This is a genomic window from Clostridium sp. CM042 (genome assembly GCF_055080995.1).
The window spans coordinates 2,037,431-2,055,723 of the sequence record NZ_CM143646.1; the positions used below are offsets into that span (position 1 = coordinate 2,037,431).

Annotated in this window: 17 protein-coding genes and 1 pseudogene; 2 read left to right on the forward strand and 16 right to left on the reverse strand. The window is 30.5% G+C overall.

The features are described 5' to 3' along the window. Positions 1-11 precede the first annotated feature (11 nt). The 3 genes from ACWJJ7_RS09615 to ACWJJ7_RS09625 form a co-directional block, all read right to left on the reverse strand. Positions 12-2,018, reverse strand: a complete 2,007-nt coding sequence (locus tag ACWJJ7_RS09615) for a triple tyrosine motif-containing protein (RefSeq protein ID WP_462961931.1) — start codon at positions 2,016-2,018, stop codon at positions 12-14. Between the two features lie 325 nt (positions 2,019-2,343). Beyond that, positions 2,344-2,790: a YaiI/YqxD family protein gene (locus ACWJJ7_RS09620; protein ID WP_462961932.1), complete on the reverse strand. Its 447-nt coding sequence runs from the start codon at positions 2,788-2,790 to the stop codon at positions 2,344-2,346. 18 nt (positions 2,791-2,808) lie between these two features. After that, positions 2,809-4,158 (reverse strand): glucose-6-phosphate isomerase, encoded by a 1,350-nt coding sequence (locus ACWJJ7_RS09625; RefSeq protein ID WP_462961933.1) that lies wholly within the window; start codon positions 4,156-4,158, stop codon positions 2,809-2,811. A 386-nt stretch (positions 4,159-4,544) separates the two neighbouring features. Here ACWJJ7_RS09625 and ACWJJ7_RS09630 point away from each other — a divergent pair, with 386 nt between their 5' ends. Together ACWJJ7_RS09630 and ACWJJ7_RS09635 are read left to right on the forward strand one after the other, a co-directional pair. After that, positions 4,545-5,825, forward strand: a complete 1,281-nt coding sequence (locus tag ACWJJ7_RS09630; protein ID WP_462961934.1) for a LysM peptidoglycan-binding domain-containing protein — start codon at positions 4,545-4,547, stop codon at positions 5,823-5,825. Between the two features lie 188 nt (positions 5,826-6,013). Beyond that, on the forward strand, positions 6,014-6,205 hold the full coding sequence (locus ACWJJ7_RS09635; protein WP_462961935.1) for a hypothetical protein: 192 nt from the start codon (positions 6,014-6,016) through the stop codon (positions 6,203-6,205). A gap of 180 nt (positions 6,206-6,385) precedes the next feature. On the opposite strand, the gene ACWJJ7_RS09640 is transcribed toward ACWJJ7_RS09635, so the two are convergent. The 13 genes and pseudogenes from ACWJJ7_RS09640 to ACWJJ7_RS09700 all read right to left on the reverse strand — a co-directional run bounded on the left by ACWJJ7_RS09640 (position 6,386) and on the right by ACWJJ7_RS09700 (position 18,265). Beyond that, positions 6,386-7,993 carry a hypothetical protein gene (locus tag ACWJJ7_RS09640; RefSeq protein ID WP_462961936.1) on the reverse strand — a complete coding sequence of 536 codons (1,608 nt, stop codon included), beginning with the start codon at positions 7,991-7,993 and terminating at the stop codon, positions 6,386-6,388. Next, a complete protein-coding gene (locus ACWJJ7_RS09645) occupies positions 7,986-8,696 on the reverse strand; it encodes an ABC transporter ATP-binding protein (RefSeq protein ID WP_462961937.1) in 711 nt (236 codons plus the stop codon). The genes ACWJJ7_RS09640 and ACWJJ7_RS09645 overlap by 8 nt, the downstream gene beginning before the upstream one ends. 206 nt (positions 8,697-8,902) lie before the next feature. Continuing rightward, on the reverse strand, positions 8,903-9,331 hold the full coding sequence (locus ACWJJ7_RS09650) for a hypothetical protein (protein WP_462961938.1): 429 nt from the start codon (positions 9,329-9,331) through the stop codon (positions 8,903-8,905). Between the two features lie 580 nt (positions 9,332-9,911). Beyond that, positions 9,912-10,361, reverse strand: coding sequence for a GTP pyrophosphokinase (locus ACWJJ7_RS09655; RefSeq protein ID WP_462961939.1), 450 nt, complete (start codon positions 10,359-10,361; stop codon positions 9,912-9,914). 608 nt (positions 10,362-10,969) lie between these two features. Beyond that, a complete protein-coding gene (locus ACWJJ7_RS09660) occupies positions 10,970-11,149 on the reverse strand; it encodes a hypothetical protein (RefSeq protein ID WP_462961940.1) in 180 nt (59 codons plus the stop codon). Between the two features lie 205 nt (positions 11,150-11,354). After that, positions 11,355-11,456 (reverse strand): annotated as a pseudogene (locus ACWJJ7_RS09665) (GMP synthase (glutamine-hydrolyzing)); the annotation flags it as partial. Between the two features lie 320 nt (positions 11,457-11,776). Further along, on the reverse strand, positions 11,777-11,998 hold the full coding sequence (locus ACWJJ7_RS09670) for a BhlA/UviB family holin-like peptide (RefSeq protein WP_462961941.1): 222 nt from the start codon (positions 11,996-11,998) through the stop codon (positions 11,777-11,779). Positions 11,999-12,014: 16 nt separating this feature from the next. Further along, a complete protein-coding gene (locus ACWJJ7_RS09675; protein WP_462961942.1) occupies positions 12,015-12,887 on the reverse strand; it encodes a hypothetical protein in 873 nt (290 codons plus the stop codon). A 1-nt stretch (position 12,888) separates the two neighbouring features. Further along, entirely contained in the window at positions 12,889-13,236 is a 348-nt protein-coding gene (locus ACWJJ7_RS09680; RefSeq protein WP_462961943.1) for a hypothetical protein, read from the reverse strand. 758 nt (positions 13,237-13,994) lie between these two features. Next, a complete protein-coding gene (locus ACWJJ7_RS09685; RefSeq protein WP_462961944.1) occupies positions 13,995-15,350 on the reverse strand; it encodes a phage portal protein in 1,356 nt (451 codons plus the stop codon). A 102-nt stretch (positions 15,351-15,452) separates the two neighbouring features. Continuing rightward, positions 15,453-17,015 (reverse strand): terminase large subunit domain-containing protein, encoded by a 1,563-nt coding sequence (locus tag ACWJJ7_RS09690; protein WP_462961945.1) that lies wholly within the window; start codon positions 17,013-17,015, stop codon positions 15,453-15,455. Then, entirely contained in the window at positions 17,015-17,419 is a 405-nt protein-coding gene (locus tag ACWJJ7_RS09695; RefSeq protein WP_462961946.1) for a hypothetical protein, read from the reverse strand. Before ACWJJ7_RS09695 ends, ACWJJ7_RS09690 begins: the two co-directional genes overlap by 1 nt. Positions 17,420-18,010: 591 nt before the next feature. Next, positions 18,011-18,265 carry a helix-turn-helix transcriptional regulator gene (locus ACWJJ7_RS09700; protein WP_462961947.1) on the reverse strand — a complete coding sequence of 85 codons (255 nt, stop codon included), beginning with the start codon at positions 18,263-18,265 and terminating at the stop codon, positions 18,011-18,013. Between the last annotated feature and the right edge of the window lie 28 nt (positions 18,266-18,293).

An 18,293-nucleotide genomic window follows, 5' to 3' on the forward strand; every position in this document is an offset into this window, starting at 1 on the left:
CTGTTTTAAAGTTATTCTTTTACTTCAATCTCCATTATATCATAATCTTCATATGAAATACTCTTATAAGCACTTTTTGATAATACTAATATTCTGTAAATTCCTTTAGTAAAGGGCATAAAGATGTAATCATTTTTCCTGCTAAATTTTTGTACCAAACTCCAGTCCCCTTTTTCCATAAGATAGACCTCATATTCAACATTCTTGCCGCCCTTACTTTGTGCTACAAATGTTATTGTTTCATTAGCCATAAAATTTGCCTTATCACATAGAATCTTTGTATCTCTTACAGGTAGCGTCTCATGTATTTCTATTCTTATTTCCTTCTTACTATCATATGCATTTGTGCTCAATTTATTCTTTGCTAGAAGTTCTATTAAATAGTTCCCACTACATTTAGGTTTAATCTCATAATTTTTATGTTCCACAAAATTTGTTTGTTCTACTAAATGACCATCTATTTTCAAAACGTAATTCACAAGAGTATTTTTTGTATTTTCAGATATAACTTGGAGAGAAATAGTATCTCCAACCATAAAGTATTCTCTTGTTGGCATTAAAACATAGTCTATTTTAGCTGGAATGCATTCTAAAGCTTGAATACATAGAACTTCGTGACAATCAAATTTCCTTTTGGAATATTTATCTTTTACCCTTACCTCCAGTTTGAATTTTCCACTTTCCTCTGGAGTAAACTCTACAAAATCACGTGTTCCAAATTGCATTTTTTCTATCTCTTTATCATCTTTAGAAACTATAAAACTATATCTTAAAGAATTCCCTCCTGTTGCTTTAACTTTTACATGAACAGTTTCACCTATTAGTACTGTCTCTTTATTGTCCAAAATTATATCCTCAATAATCACATTTTCATTACCTATATCGTCAATTATAAAGTCTAAAGAAACTTTCTTCTCATATTCTCCTTTAAAGGATGCATCCTTCACCCATAAGTAAGCTTTATATTCTCCCGCTTCTTTTGGTATCCAAAAAAAATTATTTTCCTTAATATAACCAGAATCCTCTAAACAGTTTCCATCAATTTTGAATTTATATAATAACTCTTTCCCGCCTCTAGCAATACACTTAAAAATAATAGGTGTACCACATACTTGCGGTGAACTCAAATCACTAGTGAAACTATGAATATTTATTTCTTCATAAGGTTTAACGCTATAATGAATCAATGCTCTATCATCAAATTCATGAAGTGAATACATATCCTTTGCCAAACATAGTAACTTATAATCCCCCTTATTCTCTTCAACATAACTAACTAATTTCTTAGTTGAATAATCTTGTATGCATTTGGTATTTCCCTTAGGATTAATTTTTACAAATTTGTATAGAACCATTCTATTATCTCCATAGTTTGCCTCAACCTCAAAAACTAGTTCCGCACCTTCTACCATATCATCCGTCAAACATTTAAAACTTACAATTTCTACTGATTGTATGGCTTGTACATTGAATTGTATTTTCATAGAGTCATCAAATGTATTTTTTGAATCTAAATTCCTGCACTCTACCAAAAACTCTTGCTCTCCACAATATTTTGAAGTCCAAGTCAGTATATTTTCTGGTGAATAGTCCTTTATAAGTAGCCAATTCCCCCTTTCATGTACCCAATATCTATACATAATAGGAATCTTTGTGGAATCTACTGTTAAGGTGATTTTTTCACCTGCCATTATTTCTATTTTATCTATGTAAATATCATTTATTAACTTTTCGTAAGCCTCGCCTACCATATAATCTGTTTTTGACATAAAATCAAAGGGCTTGTTACTTTCTTTTCTTTTAGCTTGTACCATTATAGAGTACTTACCATCTGCCTGTGGTTTCCATAAAGCATCACTAGCCCCACTTAATTTCTTCAAAGTAGTCCATGTTCCGTCGAGCCCTACAAGGAATTTATAGTCCAAATTATCCTCTAATTTATTTTCAACACTTATTCCGATTTCTTTATATTTTTCCTCAGGTTTTTCTAAGCTAAACGATATATTCATTTCATTCATTTAAATTCACCTACCTTTATAAATAAGCTATACAATACAAAAGTATTATTAAAAAGCTAACCTCTATAATAATATATTATACTATAATCCCATTATTTGTAACAGTGTGTGTTCCATTTTTTTTCTTTTATATATAGACATAAACTTTCAATGTTTTATTATAAAATAATAAAATTTTAAATTTCATAGCTTTTTATGTTACTAAATTTGTTATTATAATTTGAATGTTGCATCCGAAAATTCTTCTCATTACTGAAGTCACGGGTATTCTTTTCAATTTTATAAAAACAGCTAGTAATTTTCATTACTAGCTGTTTTGTATATTCTAAATGCATGATTGCGTTTTTATAATCAATTTAATTAAATTATTATAAAGCTTTTCATCATCTTCGTTTGTTCGTTTTTTAGGACCAAAGGTTCTACCTCCGCTCCGTCTTAGTTTGCCGGACAAATGCCTCTCAAATAATAATTTATCAATATTATCATCATCATATATATGTCCTTTAGGTCCTATTGCATATGCACCTTTAGCTAAAACCATAGCAGCGACCCCAAAATCTTGAGTAATTACTATGTCATTAGATTTCGCCTCATTAGCTACTTTCATATCAACACTTTGAAATCCACTATCCACATACCTTATTGAGGCATAATCACTACTCAAAACATGATTAATATCACAATACATAATAAGCTCTATAGAGTTTTCCTTAGCTGCCTTTTCTATTAGCTGTTTGCCAGGGCAACCATCTGCATCTACAATAATTCTCATATGCTTTTTCTCATTTCTTTAAAGCCTTTTTTCAAGTGCTGCTTTGGTTTCTTCATATCCTGATTTTCCAAGAAGAGCAAACATATTTTTCTTATATGCTTCAACTCCTGGTTGATCAAAAGGATTTACACCTAATAAATATCCGCTTATTGCTAAAGCCTTTTCAAAGAAATAAACCATATGTCCAAAATTATACGCTGTTAATGCTGGTACATTTAAAATAATATTAGGTACATCTCCATCATTATGAGCAAGTACCGTTCCTTGGAAAGCTTTTTTATTAACGAAATCCATAGTTTTACCCGCTAAAAAGTTCAATCCATCTAGATCTTCATTTTCCTTTTCTACTACAACTTCTTTTCTTGGCTTTTCTACATTAATAACTGTTTCAAATATATTTCTTACACCTTCTTGAATATACTGTCCCATAGAATGTAAGTCTGTAGAGAAATTAACTGCTGCTGGAAATATTCCCTTTTGGTCTTTTCCTTCACTTTCTCCACAAAGTTGTTTCCACCACTCACCAAAATATTGAAGTGATGGCTCATAGTTAACTAAAATTTCTGTAACCTTGCCTTTTCTATATAATGCATTTCTAGCTGCTGCATATTTATAACAATCGTTATTGTTTAAATCCTCTATACTGTATGCTTCTCTTGCATCCGCTGCACCCTTCATCATTTCATCAATGTCAATGCCAGCTACTGCTATCGGAAGTAAACCTACAGCTGTTAACACTGAGAATCTTCCTCCTATATCATCTGGAATCACAAAAGTTTCATAGCCTTCTGCATCTGCTGATTTTTTTAGAGCTCCTTTAGAAATATCTGTAGTGGCAAAAATTCTTTCTTTAGCTCCTTCTTTTCCGTATTTCTTTTCCAATAATCCTTTGAGTATTCTAAAAGCAATAGCTGGTTCTGTAGTAGTTCCTGATTTTGATATTACATTTATAGAAATATCTTTTCCTTCTACAGCATCAATTAAATCTGCCATATATGTAGAACTTATATTATTACCAGCAAAGAATATTGCCGGCGATTTTCTCTTATCACTTGAAAGACTGTTATAAAAACTATGACTTAACGTTTCTATAGCCGCTCTAGCTCCTAAGTAAGACCCACCTATTCCAATTACTATTAAGACTTCAGAATTATTTTTTATCTTTTCTGCTGCCTGTTTAATTCTTTTAAATTCTGATTTATCATAATTTAAAGGAAGGTCCATCCATCCTAAAAATTCATTCCCCGCACCTGTTTTATCTGCAAGCATTTTGTGTGCAGCAGATACCATTGGCTGTAAATAAGAAACCTCATGTTCACCTAAATATGGAATTGTTTTGCTTAAATCTAATGATAAAATCTTTCCCATTAATATTCCTCCTTGCTTATATCTCGAAGCAAAACAATCATTGATTATTTTGCTTCATTGCATTGCATTGCCTCGCTAAAACAATATAATTTAATTTTAGTTTATTCATTTAAATAAATCAAGTTTTTTAATAAAATCTTGTATTTCTAACAAACTATGTTATTTTTATTTATTAAAACTTTGAAAATTAAATTTAAATATAAAACTCCCTAAAATTGGAGTTGCCTATACATGATAGCTATAGTATTATCTATGAATGCTTAATTTATTCCAGTGACTTTTCAAGATAATAAACTGTGAATTTTTTCACCAAAAATATATTATGTACTCCCTTGTATTGTATCGCATATATTAAATTATATTACTAAAAGAGGTGTGATTTTTTTTTGATTATTCATGTTGTAAAAAGTGGTGAAACCCTATATATAATTTCTAAATTATATGGAGTTCCATCTAATAAAATTGCTTCTGATAATGAACTTACAAACCCAGATGAACTTGTGGTAGGCCAAACGCTTGTAATACTCCAAGGTATGCGATGGCATAAAATCCTTCCTGGTCAATCACTTTACATGATAGCTAAAATGTACGGTGTAACTATTTCAGATTTATATGATGCAAATCCTAACCTTAAAAATTCTATACTAATTTATCCTGGTGAAATTATTATTATACCACCCTTAACTCAAAAATTAGGCCCACTTGAAGTTAATGGTTATGCACTTCCTACTACAGATATGGATGTTCTCGTAAAGACTCTTCCAAGTCTCACATACCTTAGTATATTCAGTTATCAAGTGCTACCTAATGGAACCCTAAAAGGAATAAATGATGTCCCTTTAATAGAGGCTGCTAGAAAAGCTAAAGTAGCTCCTATGATGGTAATTACGAATTTAAACGAAGGTGGCGGTTTTGATAGTGACCTAGCCCATATTATACTTGCAGATGAAAATATACAAAACACTTTATTAGATAACATAGTCAGTACCTTGAAAAATAAAAATTATTACGGTTTAGCTATAGATTTAGAATATATTTTCCCAAAAGATAAACAAAACTATAGTGATTTTTTACGCAAAACAGTAATCAAACTAGAGGCTTTAGGCTATATTATTACTACGGCTTTGGCCCCTAAGCCAAATGGTGATATAAAAGGATTACTTTATGAAGCGCATGACTACCCATTTCATGGTACCATAGCTTCCCATGTTATACTGATGACTTATGAGTGGGGATATACTGCTGGTCCAGCAATGGCAGTTGCTCCAATTAATGAAGTGAAAAAAATCCTTGATTATGCTGTAACCGTAATTCCAAGTAAAAAAATCTTTATGGGAATACCTAATTATGGGTACGATTGGACCTTACCTTACGTAAAAGGAACTAAAGCACCTGCACTCGGTAATGTAGAAGCTGTAGATCTTGCAAGAAAAGTATTTGCATCTATTCAATATGACTATATCGCTCAAGCGCCATTTTTTAACTATTACGATTCTAATGGAAAAAGACATGAAGTTTGGTTCGAAGATGCTAGAAGCATGAACGTCAAACTTAGGACTGCTAATGCATATAATTTAGGCGGAGTTAGTTATTGGACTATCGGGAAATACTTCCCTCAGGCCTTTCTAGTTCAAAATTCATTATTCGATGTAATAAAGGTGATTTAGTTAAGCGTTGCATTTTTTGTATTTTATTGTATTATACTAAATATTGAATTAAAATTATTAAAGGTATATATTATAGTTATACCACATATTTACATTAGTTTTATGTAATTGGTATTTTCACAACAGATTTATCACCTCCCTATTTATGGGATACCTCAGGAACAAAAATTAAGGGAGGTGAGAATTAAATGTCGGAGATTACCCAAATGTTCAAGCTGTTTTGTATGACCTCAATAGCTGTTCTTGGTATAACTTCCGCAGTAGTATTTTTTTCAAAAGATAGAATAAGTTTTAATATAAAAGCGCGTACAAAACTACCTGATCAGTCCGAAACAGAATTTGGTATCGAAGTTCATAAGGATGATAAAAAAACAAAATAGATAGTTATGCGTACTATCTATTTTTTTACTACTAATTCTTAATCTGTTGTGTCCTCTGGTATCCCTATTTTATTAAATAAACTAATTGTATTATATGCAATTTCACCATAAAGTGTGCATGTTTTTAAGAATTCAGTATAATATTTATTTTTTCGCCCAGCGATTTTGCTTATGTTATCACTATTTTAACTTAAAAGTTCTTGGCGCTACTCTATATGTTAAAATCAACGCAACTACCATATATACAATAGTTGTTATAATAATCCCTGATGTGAAATAATATGAAGTCGTCTTAACTTGAAGACACGTATAGCTACCAATATACATAACCATGTTTACGACTTTAAATAAGGGACTTTTCACTGTTAACTCTGTTGTATAAGGCTGCAATACATAGTACATGAACAAATGATGTATGGAGAAGAAACAAGCTAAACAAATAATACACAAAAATAGTGGTATCATTCCAATAATCTGAGAACTATAGCCACTAGCTAATATAATACAAATTATTGCAGCGCATAAAGTTAAAGCTGGTATCAGGTTAAGAATAACTACCCTCTTAAGTCTCGAAGTGAAGTTTGATAAAATCACATTTGCCTCTCGATAATATCCATATTTTAATAGACTTGCATCACAATTAAAAAACATAGCCTTGCAAATTCTTTCTCCCGTTGACATGCTGTACATTATGAATACCAATGGGGGAATGCTTTTTTTAGTTATGTTCACTATATCCACCCTTTTACTAGGTATAAAAATCACAAAATACATGGTAATTAAAAATATAACACCTATGAAGACAACCCTTTCCTTTACAGGTTTTACCATTATTCCTCTAAAACGAAGAAAAAATAATGAGTTTAAATATTCATATCCCTTCTTTTGGTCATATTTTTTTGTATTTAATTCTTCCTTACTCATTCTCTTTTCATCCAATTTTACAGTTGAAAAAGTCGCTTGATTTCTAATAGCTTCTACATTAAATAATTTATCTTTATTTAATAAAGTTTTTGCTATTGATGTATATTCTTTATATTTCCATAAGTATATAAAAGCTGCCACGCCTAGAATTAATACAATAATCGCCACAAAAGTATTGAATAATATTAAATTAAAATTAATAGTAAGTCCTAATAAAGGTAATGCATAGGCAAGGACAAGTCCTCCAATTATTACTAGTGACATAAATAAATCTTTATGTTTTTGAAGCCCTTCAGTCTTATCATATATGAAAATCTGTAAACATTCACCAATTAATCTAAACGCTATTATTTCCGCTACAAGCACTATGCCTTTTAATGGCGAAAATCCTATTATTAAACCTATAATTATTACTGGAGGAACAAAGTATATAAAGTCTGTTATATTTCTATATAATATTTTTACAAGATAGTATTCTCTTGCATCAGACCTCATTAGTGTTATCATATTAAAAGCCGCTTGGTTAGTTTTATCAAAAATTACGTTTTTCATAAATGGTCCCACCACAAAGCTTAAAAAGAAAAATATGTGTAAAAAATAAGGTTGTAACTTTGCTATGTCTTTAGTCATTAAATAGGATGGCAAAATAATCATTAGACCTAAATATATAGCTTTTCCAATAAATTCGCCTAGTACTCCTAAAATTTCACGTATAACACCTATAGCCAGTTTAGCATGAGTTCTTTTATATAAATTTTCAGGAATTTTTTTACCCAAAATTGGTATCCTTTTAAGAAAATATATAAAAGTATTAGCCTGCTCTGCAAAAGATACCTTAAAACTATTTATAAATGTACTAATCATTGTCCTTCTCCCTTAAAATCTCCATGATTTTCTCTTCAAATTCAGGACTCTTTAGAACCTCACTATCCACTTCTTCTAAAATACAATTATTTAAAACTAATATTTCATCACATAAATCTGTAGCCAGCTGAAGAATATGAGTAGAAAAAATAATGATGTGCTCACTTTTCATTTTCTTTAACAAATTTTTAATTTCTAGAGCCACCACTACATCAAAAGAGGTTAATGGTTCATCTAGCAAAATTACAGCAGGTCTAGTTATTAAAAGACAAACCATTTGCATTTTGTTTTTCATTCCATGGGAATACCCCTTCATCAAGCGATATCTGTCTTCATCCTTAATTTTTATAATATCAAAATACTCATCTATTGTAAGCAAATTTTCAATTTTATCCTTGTTAATATCAATATAAAATTTTAAAAACTCATATCCAGTTAAAAACTCCGGTATCACTGGATCTGAAAAAACATATCCCACCTTACTATAATCTATTTCCACTGCTGCTTGTCCATCTTCTACGATACTCACGCTACCATTCTCATATTTAAGTTCCCCACTGATGCAGTTAAAAAGAGTTGTTTTACCTGCTCCATTTCTTCCTAAAAGTCCATATATTTTCCCTTTTTCAAAGCTAAATGATGCTTTTTTCAATACCTGTTTTTCTCCATAACTCTTTTCTATATCTTTAATTACTAGTTTCATTTCATTCTACCACCTTCATTATTTATTATTTTACATTATTCCATAAATGTTCTTTCATGTGTTATTACCCCGAAAACTATTTATATATACAATATTATACCATTTTCTATCTATTCAGAGGTCATAATTACCTTTTAAATCCGTTGTAAAAATAAAAAAAGGGTTCAGCCTAAGCCAAACCACTTTACATACTAATTGCCGGATAATCAGTCTTTGTATTTCTCAATATATTCTAGAAGTGCCATGCTAACTAAATCCATACTTTTATACTCTTTATATGTCTCTGCAAAATCTTTAAACTCCCCCCAAACTTCAGAATACAATCTAATAGTAGTCGTCATCTTAAATTCTCCATTAAGTATATCTTCATCAATTTTTAATTCTTGTGGTTGCGGTGCATCAATTATACTTTTATAATCCTTTATTTGCTTTGCTGTTTCAGTTTCTGTTTCAGTTTTATCTGCTGCTGTTTTCATTTCTTTTACAAAGTAATAAGCTGAATCAATAGCTTCCTCTATGTTATCCGCATTAAAACTCACACAAGGGACTGTATCCTGCAAAATTAAACAAAATTTGGAATTTGATTGAATTTCTATCTTATATCCTGCATCTATTAGTGTTTCTAATTTATTCATTTTTTTCACGCCCTTTTCTTATCTATTTATTTTTTGAATAATTTCTTATTAACTCCTTTGGTGGTATATTACATTTTTGCATTTCCTCCCTAATATTTATAAATTTATTATGCCACACTTTAATATATATTATGTTTTATAATCCTCTTCTTATATATCAATTAAATCATCTCCTACGGAGCTGCAACATTTTCTTGTTTTAAACTTAGCTCCCTTGTTTCTACTGAAAAACACCTTTAGTTAGGGAGCTTCAAAAAAATAACAAGCCAGTTTCTGGTCTATTTTGCGACATGCTTCATTGCCACAACCCTTACAGAGAGAAACTATGCGCGGTTTATGTCGCTTCGCCTGTCACAAAATATCCTCAGAATCTTTGACTTGTTATTTTCTTTCAGCTCCCTTAACTTATTTTATTAATATATCTAGGTATAACAACGTTCTTACCTATTCCCATTCAATAAAACTTATATTATTCAATACCTGATATAATCTAGACTTACAATACACCTTTGTATTTTGGGGGGGATTATAGGGGGGATTACTTCATTTATTTATTTTAAAATTACTATCTAGGTTTGAACTATTTCCTTTTCGGGTCATCAATTTGTTCATCATAAATATCATCATCTTCATTAACCCAAAATTCATAGGAACTGTTAACATCAAATATATCCGTTTGCAACTTATTTGTTAAATCATATTTTTCTTTAACAAGCATTAAATAGTTATAAGCTTTAAGATACTTCACAGTACGTTTTAAATCCTTATCCGATATTTCTGACAATCTTGTTAGATCCATATTATGCTTTAAATCAATTAACTTAATTTTTCTAGCAATAGGATTGCTTCTAACACCCTCAATATAATCCCGATAATTTTTATTTTTAGACTTAGTTAATATTTCAACTGCATTAACTATATTATCAGAGAAATCCAAATTCAATAAATCATCCTTAGTTATATTTGTATCTTCTAAAATATCATGCAAAATACCTACTACTTTATCATTTAAATCATCAACATTATTCATTACATAAATTAAATGAAAAATATAAATCAATAGTATCTATACTACTGATAAATCCACCAGCAGTTAAATAGGAATAATATATTTTTCCTTCATTAAAATGTTTAAGAACATTTGGATTTAATTTAAAATTTTTTATTAGTCCTTTTATTCTTAAAATTGCTTCTTTTTACATTTCATCCCCAGAATTTTTGTCTAAATTTAATTTATCACTCATTTAGCTTTCTCCCTTCTAATATATAAGAATTTTTTCTCATTTAATCATCAAAATTATCAAATGCTTCGTTATTATCATCATCAACATCTTCATCATTACAAAACATCTCACAATACATATATTCCAATTCTTCTTTATTGGGATTCATTAGAACACCTCCTTTTTCTTTTTATTCATTTAGTTTTCAAAGAACGTAAAAATTTTTCAGATTTTCAACCCATAAAGAGTTTTAAAGAGTTTTAAATCTTCTTTAAGGTGATTATATACCCTGAAAAAATAAAATCAAGCATAATTTTATAAATCCTCCCAAAATGTTCTTTAAAACCTTTAAATATTCCTTTTGAACTATAATTTAAACAAAAAAAATATACCCAGATTTGCTGGGTATATTCTCCTACTCTTTTTTATCTTCATTTGGAAATTCTTTTTCATATAAAAGAGCCATTGCTTTATTTAAAACATATGCAGTAGTAACTCTTCCTCCTTCTTCTTCCCACTTTTCTCTAACTTTTCTTTCTTTCTCTTCATTAGCCAATGTTAAATTGTAAGATACCTTTCTTCCCATTTTAGCCATACTTACACCTCCTTAAAATTATAATCCGTTATCGTATATAATATGATTCTATCATCTTTTTGTAAAAAAATAAATTATCTTTTTAAATTTTTTATTTGGTGGTGAATTTAGGGGGGAACTATTTAAATTAAAGCCTATTTTACAAGTTATTAATCATAATAAACACTGTAAAATAGGCTTTCTCATTTTTAATTATATTTATGTTTTATTCCCATTCAATAGTTGAAGGTGGTTTTGAAGTTACATCATAAACAATTCTGTTTACTCCTTTAACTTCATTAACAATTCTTCTAGAAACTTTATCTAACTGAGTGGTTTAGATTTTATACAAATTATGTTTTTGATTTACATTTAATATTCTCAATTATAACACTATTATATTTATAAAATCAATACCTTATTCAGAAATGTTTCCATTGAAGTAATTATATGTACAAAAAATATAAAATTAAAAGGGTCTTTTTCAATTATTCCTACATTAATATATACATCAATTTTAAGCATTAATAATATTTAATTAAATCTAATTAGGGTTTAGTTAAATCTAATTAACCTTAATTAAGTATTATTTATAAAAAAGGAGAAATGTATAGGGAATTACTCCTATACATCAATACCATTTTACAACTACATTATTTTTAATTTTATTTCATCTACATCAACTTTAATTTCCTTAACTATACTAAAATTATCTGTCATACTCATTATTACTAATTGATTTTCTTTGATAGTACCTTGATATGCAGACTCTCTTGCTTTACCATCTTTCCTAGTATCTATAAATAGCCATATAAAAAGGGCACAAAATATGCCCTGTGTTAATGCTAATTTAATTACTTCACTTTCCATTAATAAATCCCTCCTCTTATTCTATTGTTATTTCTATTGTTCCTGTTGCTACTATTATAGGATTACCGTCACCATCCCAACCACCGTCTGAATATCCAACTGTAATTGTGGCAGTACCTCTTGCAGCCACAAATATATATCCATAAGAATCTACACTAATTATAGATTTATTACTTGATGTGAAAATTAGTTCAGAATTATCTACTTCAAATACTTTACCATCATTACTAACTGTGATTTCCAATAGTAAAGTGTCTCCTAATGTGGCTGATATTGGATCTATGACTATTTGATAACCAACAGGTGTATTTGGATCATAAGGTATAACACCATCTGGTATTTCAGTTTCCCAATCCCCACCACTCACACTAACGTCACAAGTAAAAGTTATCAATCCATCTACTGTTTTATCTATTCCACTTATACGCCATGCGCTATGAAATTTAATGAATTCTTGTCCTTCTAAAATAGTGTCGGATACTTTTGTGTAAGGTATGGTCATCGTCATACCTCTAATTGGCATAATACCAAAACTTCCAGTAGTAGGGGAACTTAAATAAAACGATTGACCATCACAGAACATTGGATATAAGCCTAATACATTATCTATATATATTTTAACGTTTGCTGTACATTTTCTAATACAATACATTGCGTATACATCATTTGTACTTTCATTCTTAGTTATTATAATGTAGGAATTTTTATTATATGAAATTATGTCACCCTGTTTGAGGGCTTCATCTGTGATTATATACTTGCAATCTGTTCCTTTAGTTCTATCAAATATCTCTTTGAATACACAAGTGATATTATCTGTATCATTGACTAAACAAACCTTCCCACTCCTCTTTAGTGACTGTTTAAATAGGTTAAATTGAGTATTCATGTTATCGCCTACTTCTTGTAAATAATAAGGACACATTGGAGTAATCATCTATAATAGAAATACTTGCAATCTTAATTTTAATATCCTGTATTCTAGTTTTAATTAGTTTATATGCTTCTGATATTGCTAATCCTGTAGTACCATCTGATACGTTACGCATAAGGTCAACATCATTTGATACTGCTTCAAGTACATCTACTACAGTTAAAAGTAGGTCACGTTGGTGAGTTGACTTAATGTATGTTATAGTTGGTGTAAGGTCATTCTCGGATAGGAATACAATTAGTTCAACATCTGTGAAGTAGTCTTTGTTGCTAAGTTCTAATTTTAATCGTTCTATAATTGTCATGTGGCATCATTCCTTTCATATTTAATTTGTATAAGGGTCGTGAAATACGAGGGGCTTCTAAAATGGAAACACCTATATAAGTCAATTTTGTCTGTGGGTAAATTTTGGGTTAGGAGGGCGATTGAATGGCTAATAGGGGGAAGCGAGTGATAGCAATGGGATTGATGACATATCACAACCTTGTAATCTCTTAGGCTATTCTAGGTAATATGTCTATAATATACCCTTGACTGACCTTCATAGCGATGACTGGTTCATAGGCTTGAACCCTACAATATATATACATATTATTAAAACATTGAACTAAATACTTATTTAATTGCATGTTTATGACTATACCCATATACCTCTAACGTCAAGCACATAGCCAGTTACAAGGGTTTAAACACTACATACTTATAGTAAACATCCCCTATGTCATGGGAACAGTCGTTCTTTTGTTCATACTTTATTCATAAAGCAGTATAAAACCATTCAATATAATAAAGGTTATATTGAATGGTACTATTCATGACATAGTAGTATGGTATAAATTTTTATATATAATTGTTGGATAGTTTGTATAAAAAACTAACTACATTGTCAACATATATAAGAGGAAATTGCTAGAATGTGCTAGACATTTCTATTAAGACGCTTTTTTTTAAATAGTTGTATCACCCCTATTCTCACCAATAACTATTAACTAACAATCATTATCCATTAGTTATATCCTCCACTTACCCTCTATCCATTGGTACACATAGGTTCCCACTATATTACACTACCTTATCTTCTACTACCTTTGTATCCTTTTCCTTAGTATCTACTACTACATCCGCCTTAGCAGTACTCTCTTCTTCTAATCTATCCATCTCTGTTGTAACATCTGTAGTCAATGGACTCTTCTCTATAATACTCTTGCGACTTATAGCACCCATACTAAACTGTGATTGTAGTTGTGCTAACACTTCTTGATTGTTGACTGGTCTACTATAATTAAACTCTACATCAATATACTCTTCATCATTCAATGGTACACCTAATAACTCTAATAACTTATCAAACATCTTATTCCTTTGTGTTAATCCCCTTCTTAGCCATCTCTCATTCAGCATTGCAAGTACATCTGCTAATTGATATAGTAACTTCAAGGAGACCTCGGATACATTAGCAACATTGCTACTACCAATTGCTACACTTGGCATATGACTTATAATGTTGAGTTCTTGTTGTAGTTTATCTAAGTATAGTTTAACTGTACCACTATCTATTACTGCATTCTTATAATCAAATGTACCATTGTCTAGGTTTATACAGAACCCTACTGCATCAGCCGGTATGCTCCCCTCTACTCCTTGACCTACTACTACTGGCATAGGATTAAGCGTTAGAGTATATATACTATCCGACATCTTACTATACATATCCTCAAATTCATCAAAGATAGGCTTTAGATCCTCAAGTATACTAACACCAAAGTTATCGTAGGCACTCTCATCATTACTATAATGAATAGGTAGTCCACTAAGGTTCTTCTTACTCTCTAGCAACTGCAACTCTGAACCTTCATTACTGAACATATCAACTCTATCTTCATAGTATACGTTGTAGTAACTAACCTTATTGCTATCTGTGATATAACTCTCTATAAATCCAATATACTCACCTGCATCTTCTGAATATATAGGGTAGCCATCCTCACTCTTAATAACCTTGGATACTATGTTCTTATCCTTATCTATATAGACATATTCGTATGAATCTGCAAATTTAATAGCATTTTCTAGTATCTTAAAATTTATATCATCATAATTTCCTTTTCTATAGATATTTTGATATGCTTTAACCTTATTCTCTGAGCCTGTCAACGTAATTGGCTTACCCAGTAAGTAAGTAGTATGGAAATTGAGTATTGTTTTGGCTTGATTGAGCATTAATTTCTTAGTAATGAACTCTTGTCCCTTCCATTTAGCATCCTCTTTTAATAATATCTTATGACTACCTAGTAAATAGGTCATATTATTTACAACTTTGCTTATTCTCTGTAAATGATTGCCTTGGTTTACTTCTTGCTCAAACCATAGTGAATCATTACTGTATTTATCTTGAATATAACTTTCTAGTGTTTGCATTTTATAACTTCCTTTCTCTTTATATTTGATGACTGCACCGAATTGTGCTGTCCTATATCTATGGAACTGACCTTTAACCTTCGTCTAATATCGGACTAATGTTTAATAGTAATATTTGTTCTTAATTGATACTATAGCCAAAGCCATACTCATGACTAAATCATCATGATTACTACCACTAGCAGACATACTTCCATTCTCTTTTACTACGAATACTTTCATCTCTTGGAGTAACTTTCTGCTATTGATTTTTAATAGTCCTTTGCTAAACATTTCAACATAGTCATTAATAATAATGCTCTTTGTTTTAACATTGGTATCAAATCCTACCTTCCACCTCATTATTTGAAATTCATCATATGCTTGATACTTTGTCATATTCATGTAGTGATATTCGTATCTCATTTTTTCTATAACACTGTGACCACCACTGGCTTTCTCTACCGTAACTAATCCTGTGTTGTAATATTTACCTACCGCATTAATTATCTCTGCCATTTCAAATGGTTTCAATTTATTATTATAGAACTCTGCTACCTGTTCTCCATCTTTACTTAATACCTCCACAACACTGTAGTCGTTCCCACAGCCTTCTGACAAATCACAACCAATGTAATATCGCTCTCCTACAACTGGTGTTTTGTATATAAAAAAAGACCTACCTATATGACTCTTTAGTAGGACTGGCAAATCTAAAATATTCTCTTTTAGGATATGTGTTGTCTTGTTTGAGACCAATGCCATCTCAAATGTTACAATTCTCTTATTATCAAATACACTTGCCCCAGAATTTAGGAATGCCTGTACATCGGTAGCAGGGTATTCTTGATTGAATGAATCTAGTCCACTACTGGAAATCTTTAATTTTCTCCACATTAACTGTGGTATACTTGCTCCCAGTGCTACTAATCCAATCTCCTCCTCTGTCAAATCTTCCGTACTCAACTCTTTTCCGAACCTACTTCTGTATATCTCAGCAGAGTTGATGTAGTCTTTTTTAAACAGAGTGCTTCCACTTATCCAATTAAAGAAATAACTCTTATAACTATTCTCATTATTTTTTGCTTGGAAATATAAGTCATGGAAATAATTTAATCCATTAGCCGTACTCTCAATAACGCATTTAGAATCGGCAGTAAGTGATTGGGTTATACTATTTAGTTGTTTCTCTGGATTCTTCCAAAAGGCAAATTCTGACATATGACAAAATGAGATTGTGCTGCCCCTCGCTACATCACGATTACCGGCACATGAGCACGTAATCTTACTTCCATTAACCATCTTAATTTCCATTCTATTATTTGCTAAGGTCTTAGGTCGTAACCAATCTGGTAGAGAATCAAATTGTTGTTTTAGTTTATCAAATATAGCATTACAACTCTTTTGATCGTGTGATACTAACAAACATGAACTGTTAGGATATACTATTGATTGTCTTATTGATAGTGCAACGGAACATACGCTCAGGCCGAGTTGGCGGCTCTTTTCGACAATATTAAACTTCTCTAATCCTTCAACAAATTCATGTTGTTCAGGTGTCAACATAAATGGTACTAGGTTAGTATCCTTGTCAACTATCTTAATAAATGATTGTATCCAGTCCACCTCATGACCATCTTGCCATAAGTATTTAATCTTCTTAGCATTTTCTACGGATATTCCCATTATTTATCACCTACACTTAGTCCCGGGATATTAATACCACCTAAATATTTATCTGCTTCGCCTTCTGTATTCTTAAAAAACTCTGATTTACTAAAATCTATTACAAATTTAGCAGCCTGTACATCACCTTTTAATAGTGCTTTCTCACACATTGAATTATATATATCTACTATCTTAATGAACTTCTTTTGTTTCATATATTCAAGGATGCTCTCTTGCACATCTGAACGAATTAACCATTCCGACATGGCAAATTCAAACTCTACTGCCGTACTTCCTTTACATTCCTTATCATAGTTAGCCTTTGTTTTTTGTTTGCAATCAGAATCAACGTACCATTGAACAAAATAAGCAACCTTGTTTTGGTTTGATGTTATTTTATCCTTAAAATTTCCGTATCTCATTCAAATACCCCTCCTTAATTATTATTTATTTTTGTAAACATTTTTGTAAATATCACGTAAACTTCTGTAAACATTATGTAAACACGAACTTATGTATTCGTTTTATGATTCCTTTTAACCTCTTTTTGAGAGAGCGAAATTTTACTCCCTCTCAAATCTCTGTATCGTGTAATTTTCCACATGAAAATGGAATAATTAATAGACTGGATAAATAACTTATCGTATAGCGTACGTATGGAGCGGGCGATAAACCTTGACTATTCCCTAAAATGGAAGTAGTTTTTTTATCGGAGTGGCAGATTTCTGCACATCCGTTTTTTATATCAACCAATTCTTTTACCCCTTTTGGAAAAGCCGTAGTGTGTTACGGTTTAATTCCTATCTGTTTACTAGGCATTTAAGGAATTGTAGACCACAAATCACTTTTGGTAATATTACCAAACCCGATTTCTCAGATTTTTACTTGACCTCTTCTTTTGTTCTCCACTTCCTTCTAATAACTTCCAATAAATTATAATAAATATATAAAAGTTATAAGTAATTTATTGAATATCCCACCAAGGACTTCTAATAAATTGTAAAAACTTCATATTATTTCACTTTCTTTTTAACTGTTGCCCCTACATCTTCTAAAATCTCAGTTAGATTTTCTAATTGAGCCTTCTTTTTCTTTGAAACTATGTATATTGCATTAACAATCTTATCGTGCTGCACTTGTGAATATTGTGATTTACCATTTTCTAATTCTGATATGTAATTCTTTGATACTTTAATCTCTTTAGCCACATCTGTTTGTGTCAAATTATGTAGTAATCTTAAATATTTTATTTTACTTGGACTTAGCATTAATAACATCTCCTTTTTACTTAACTAT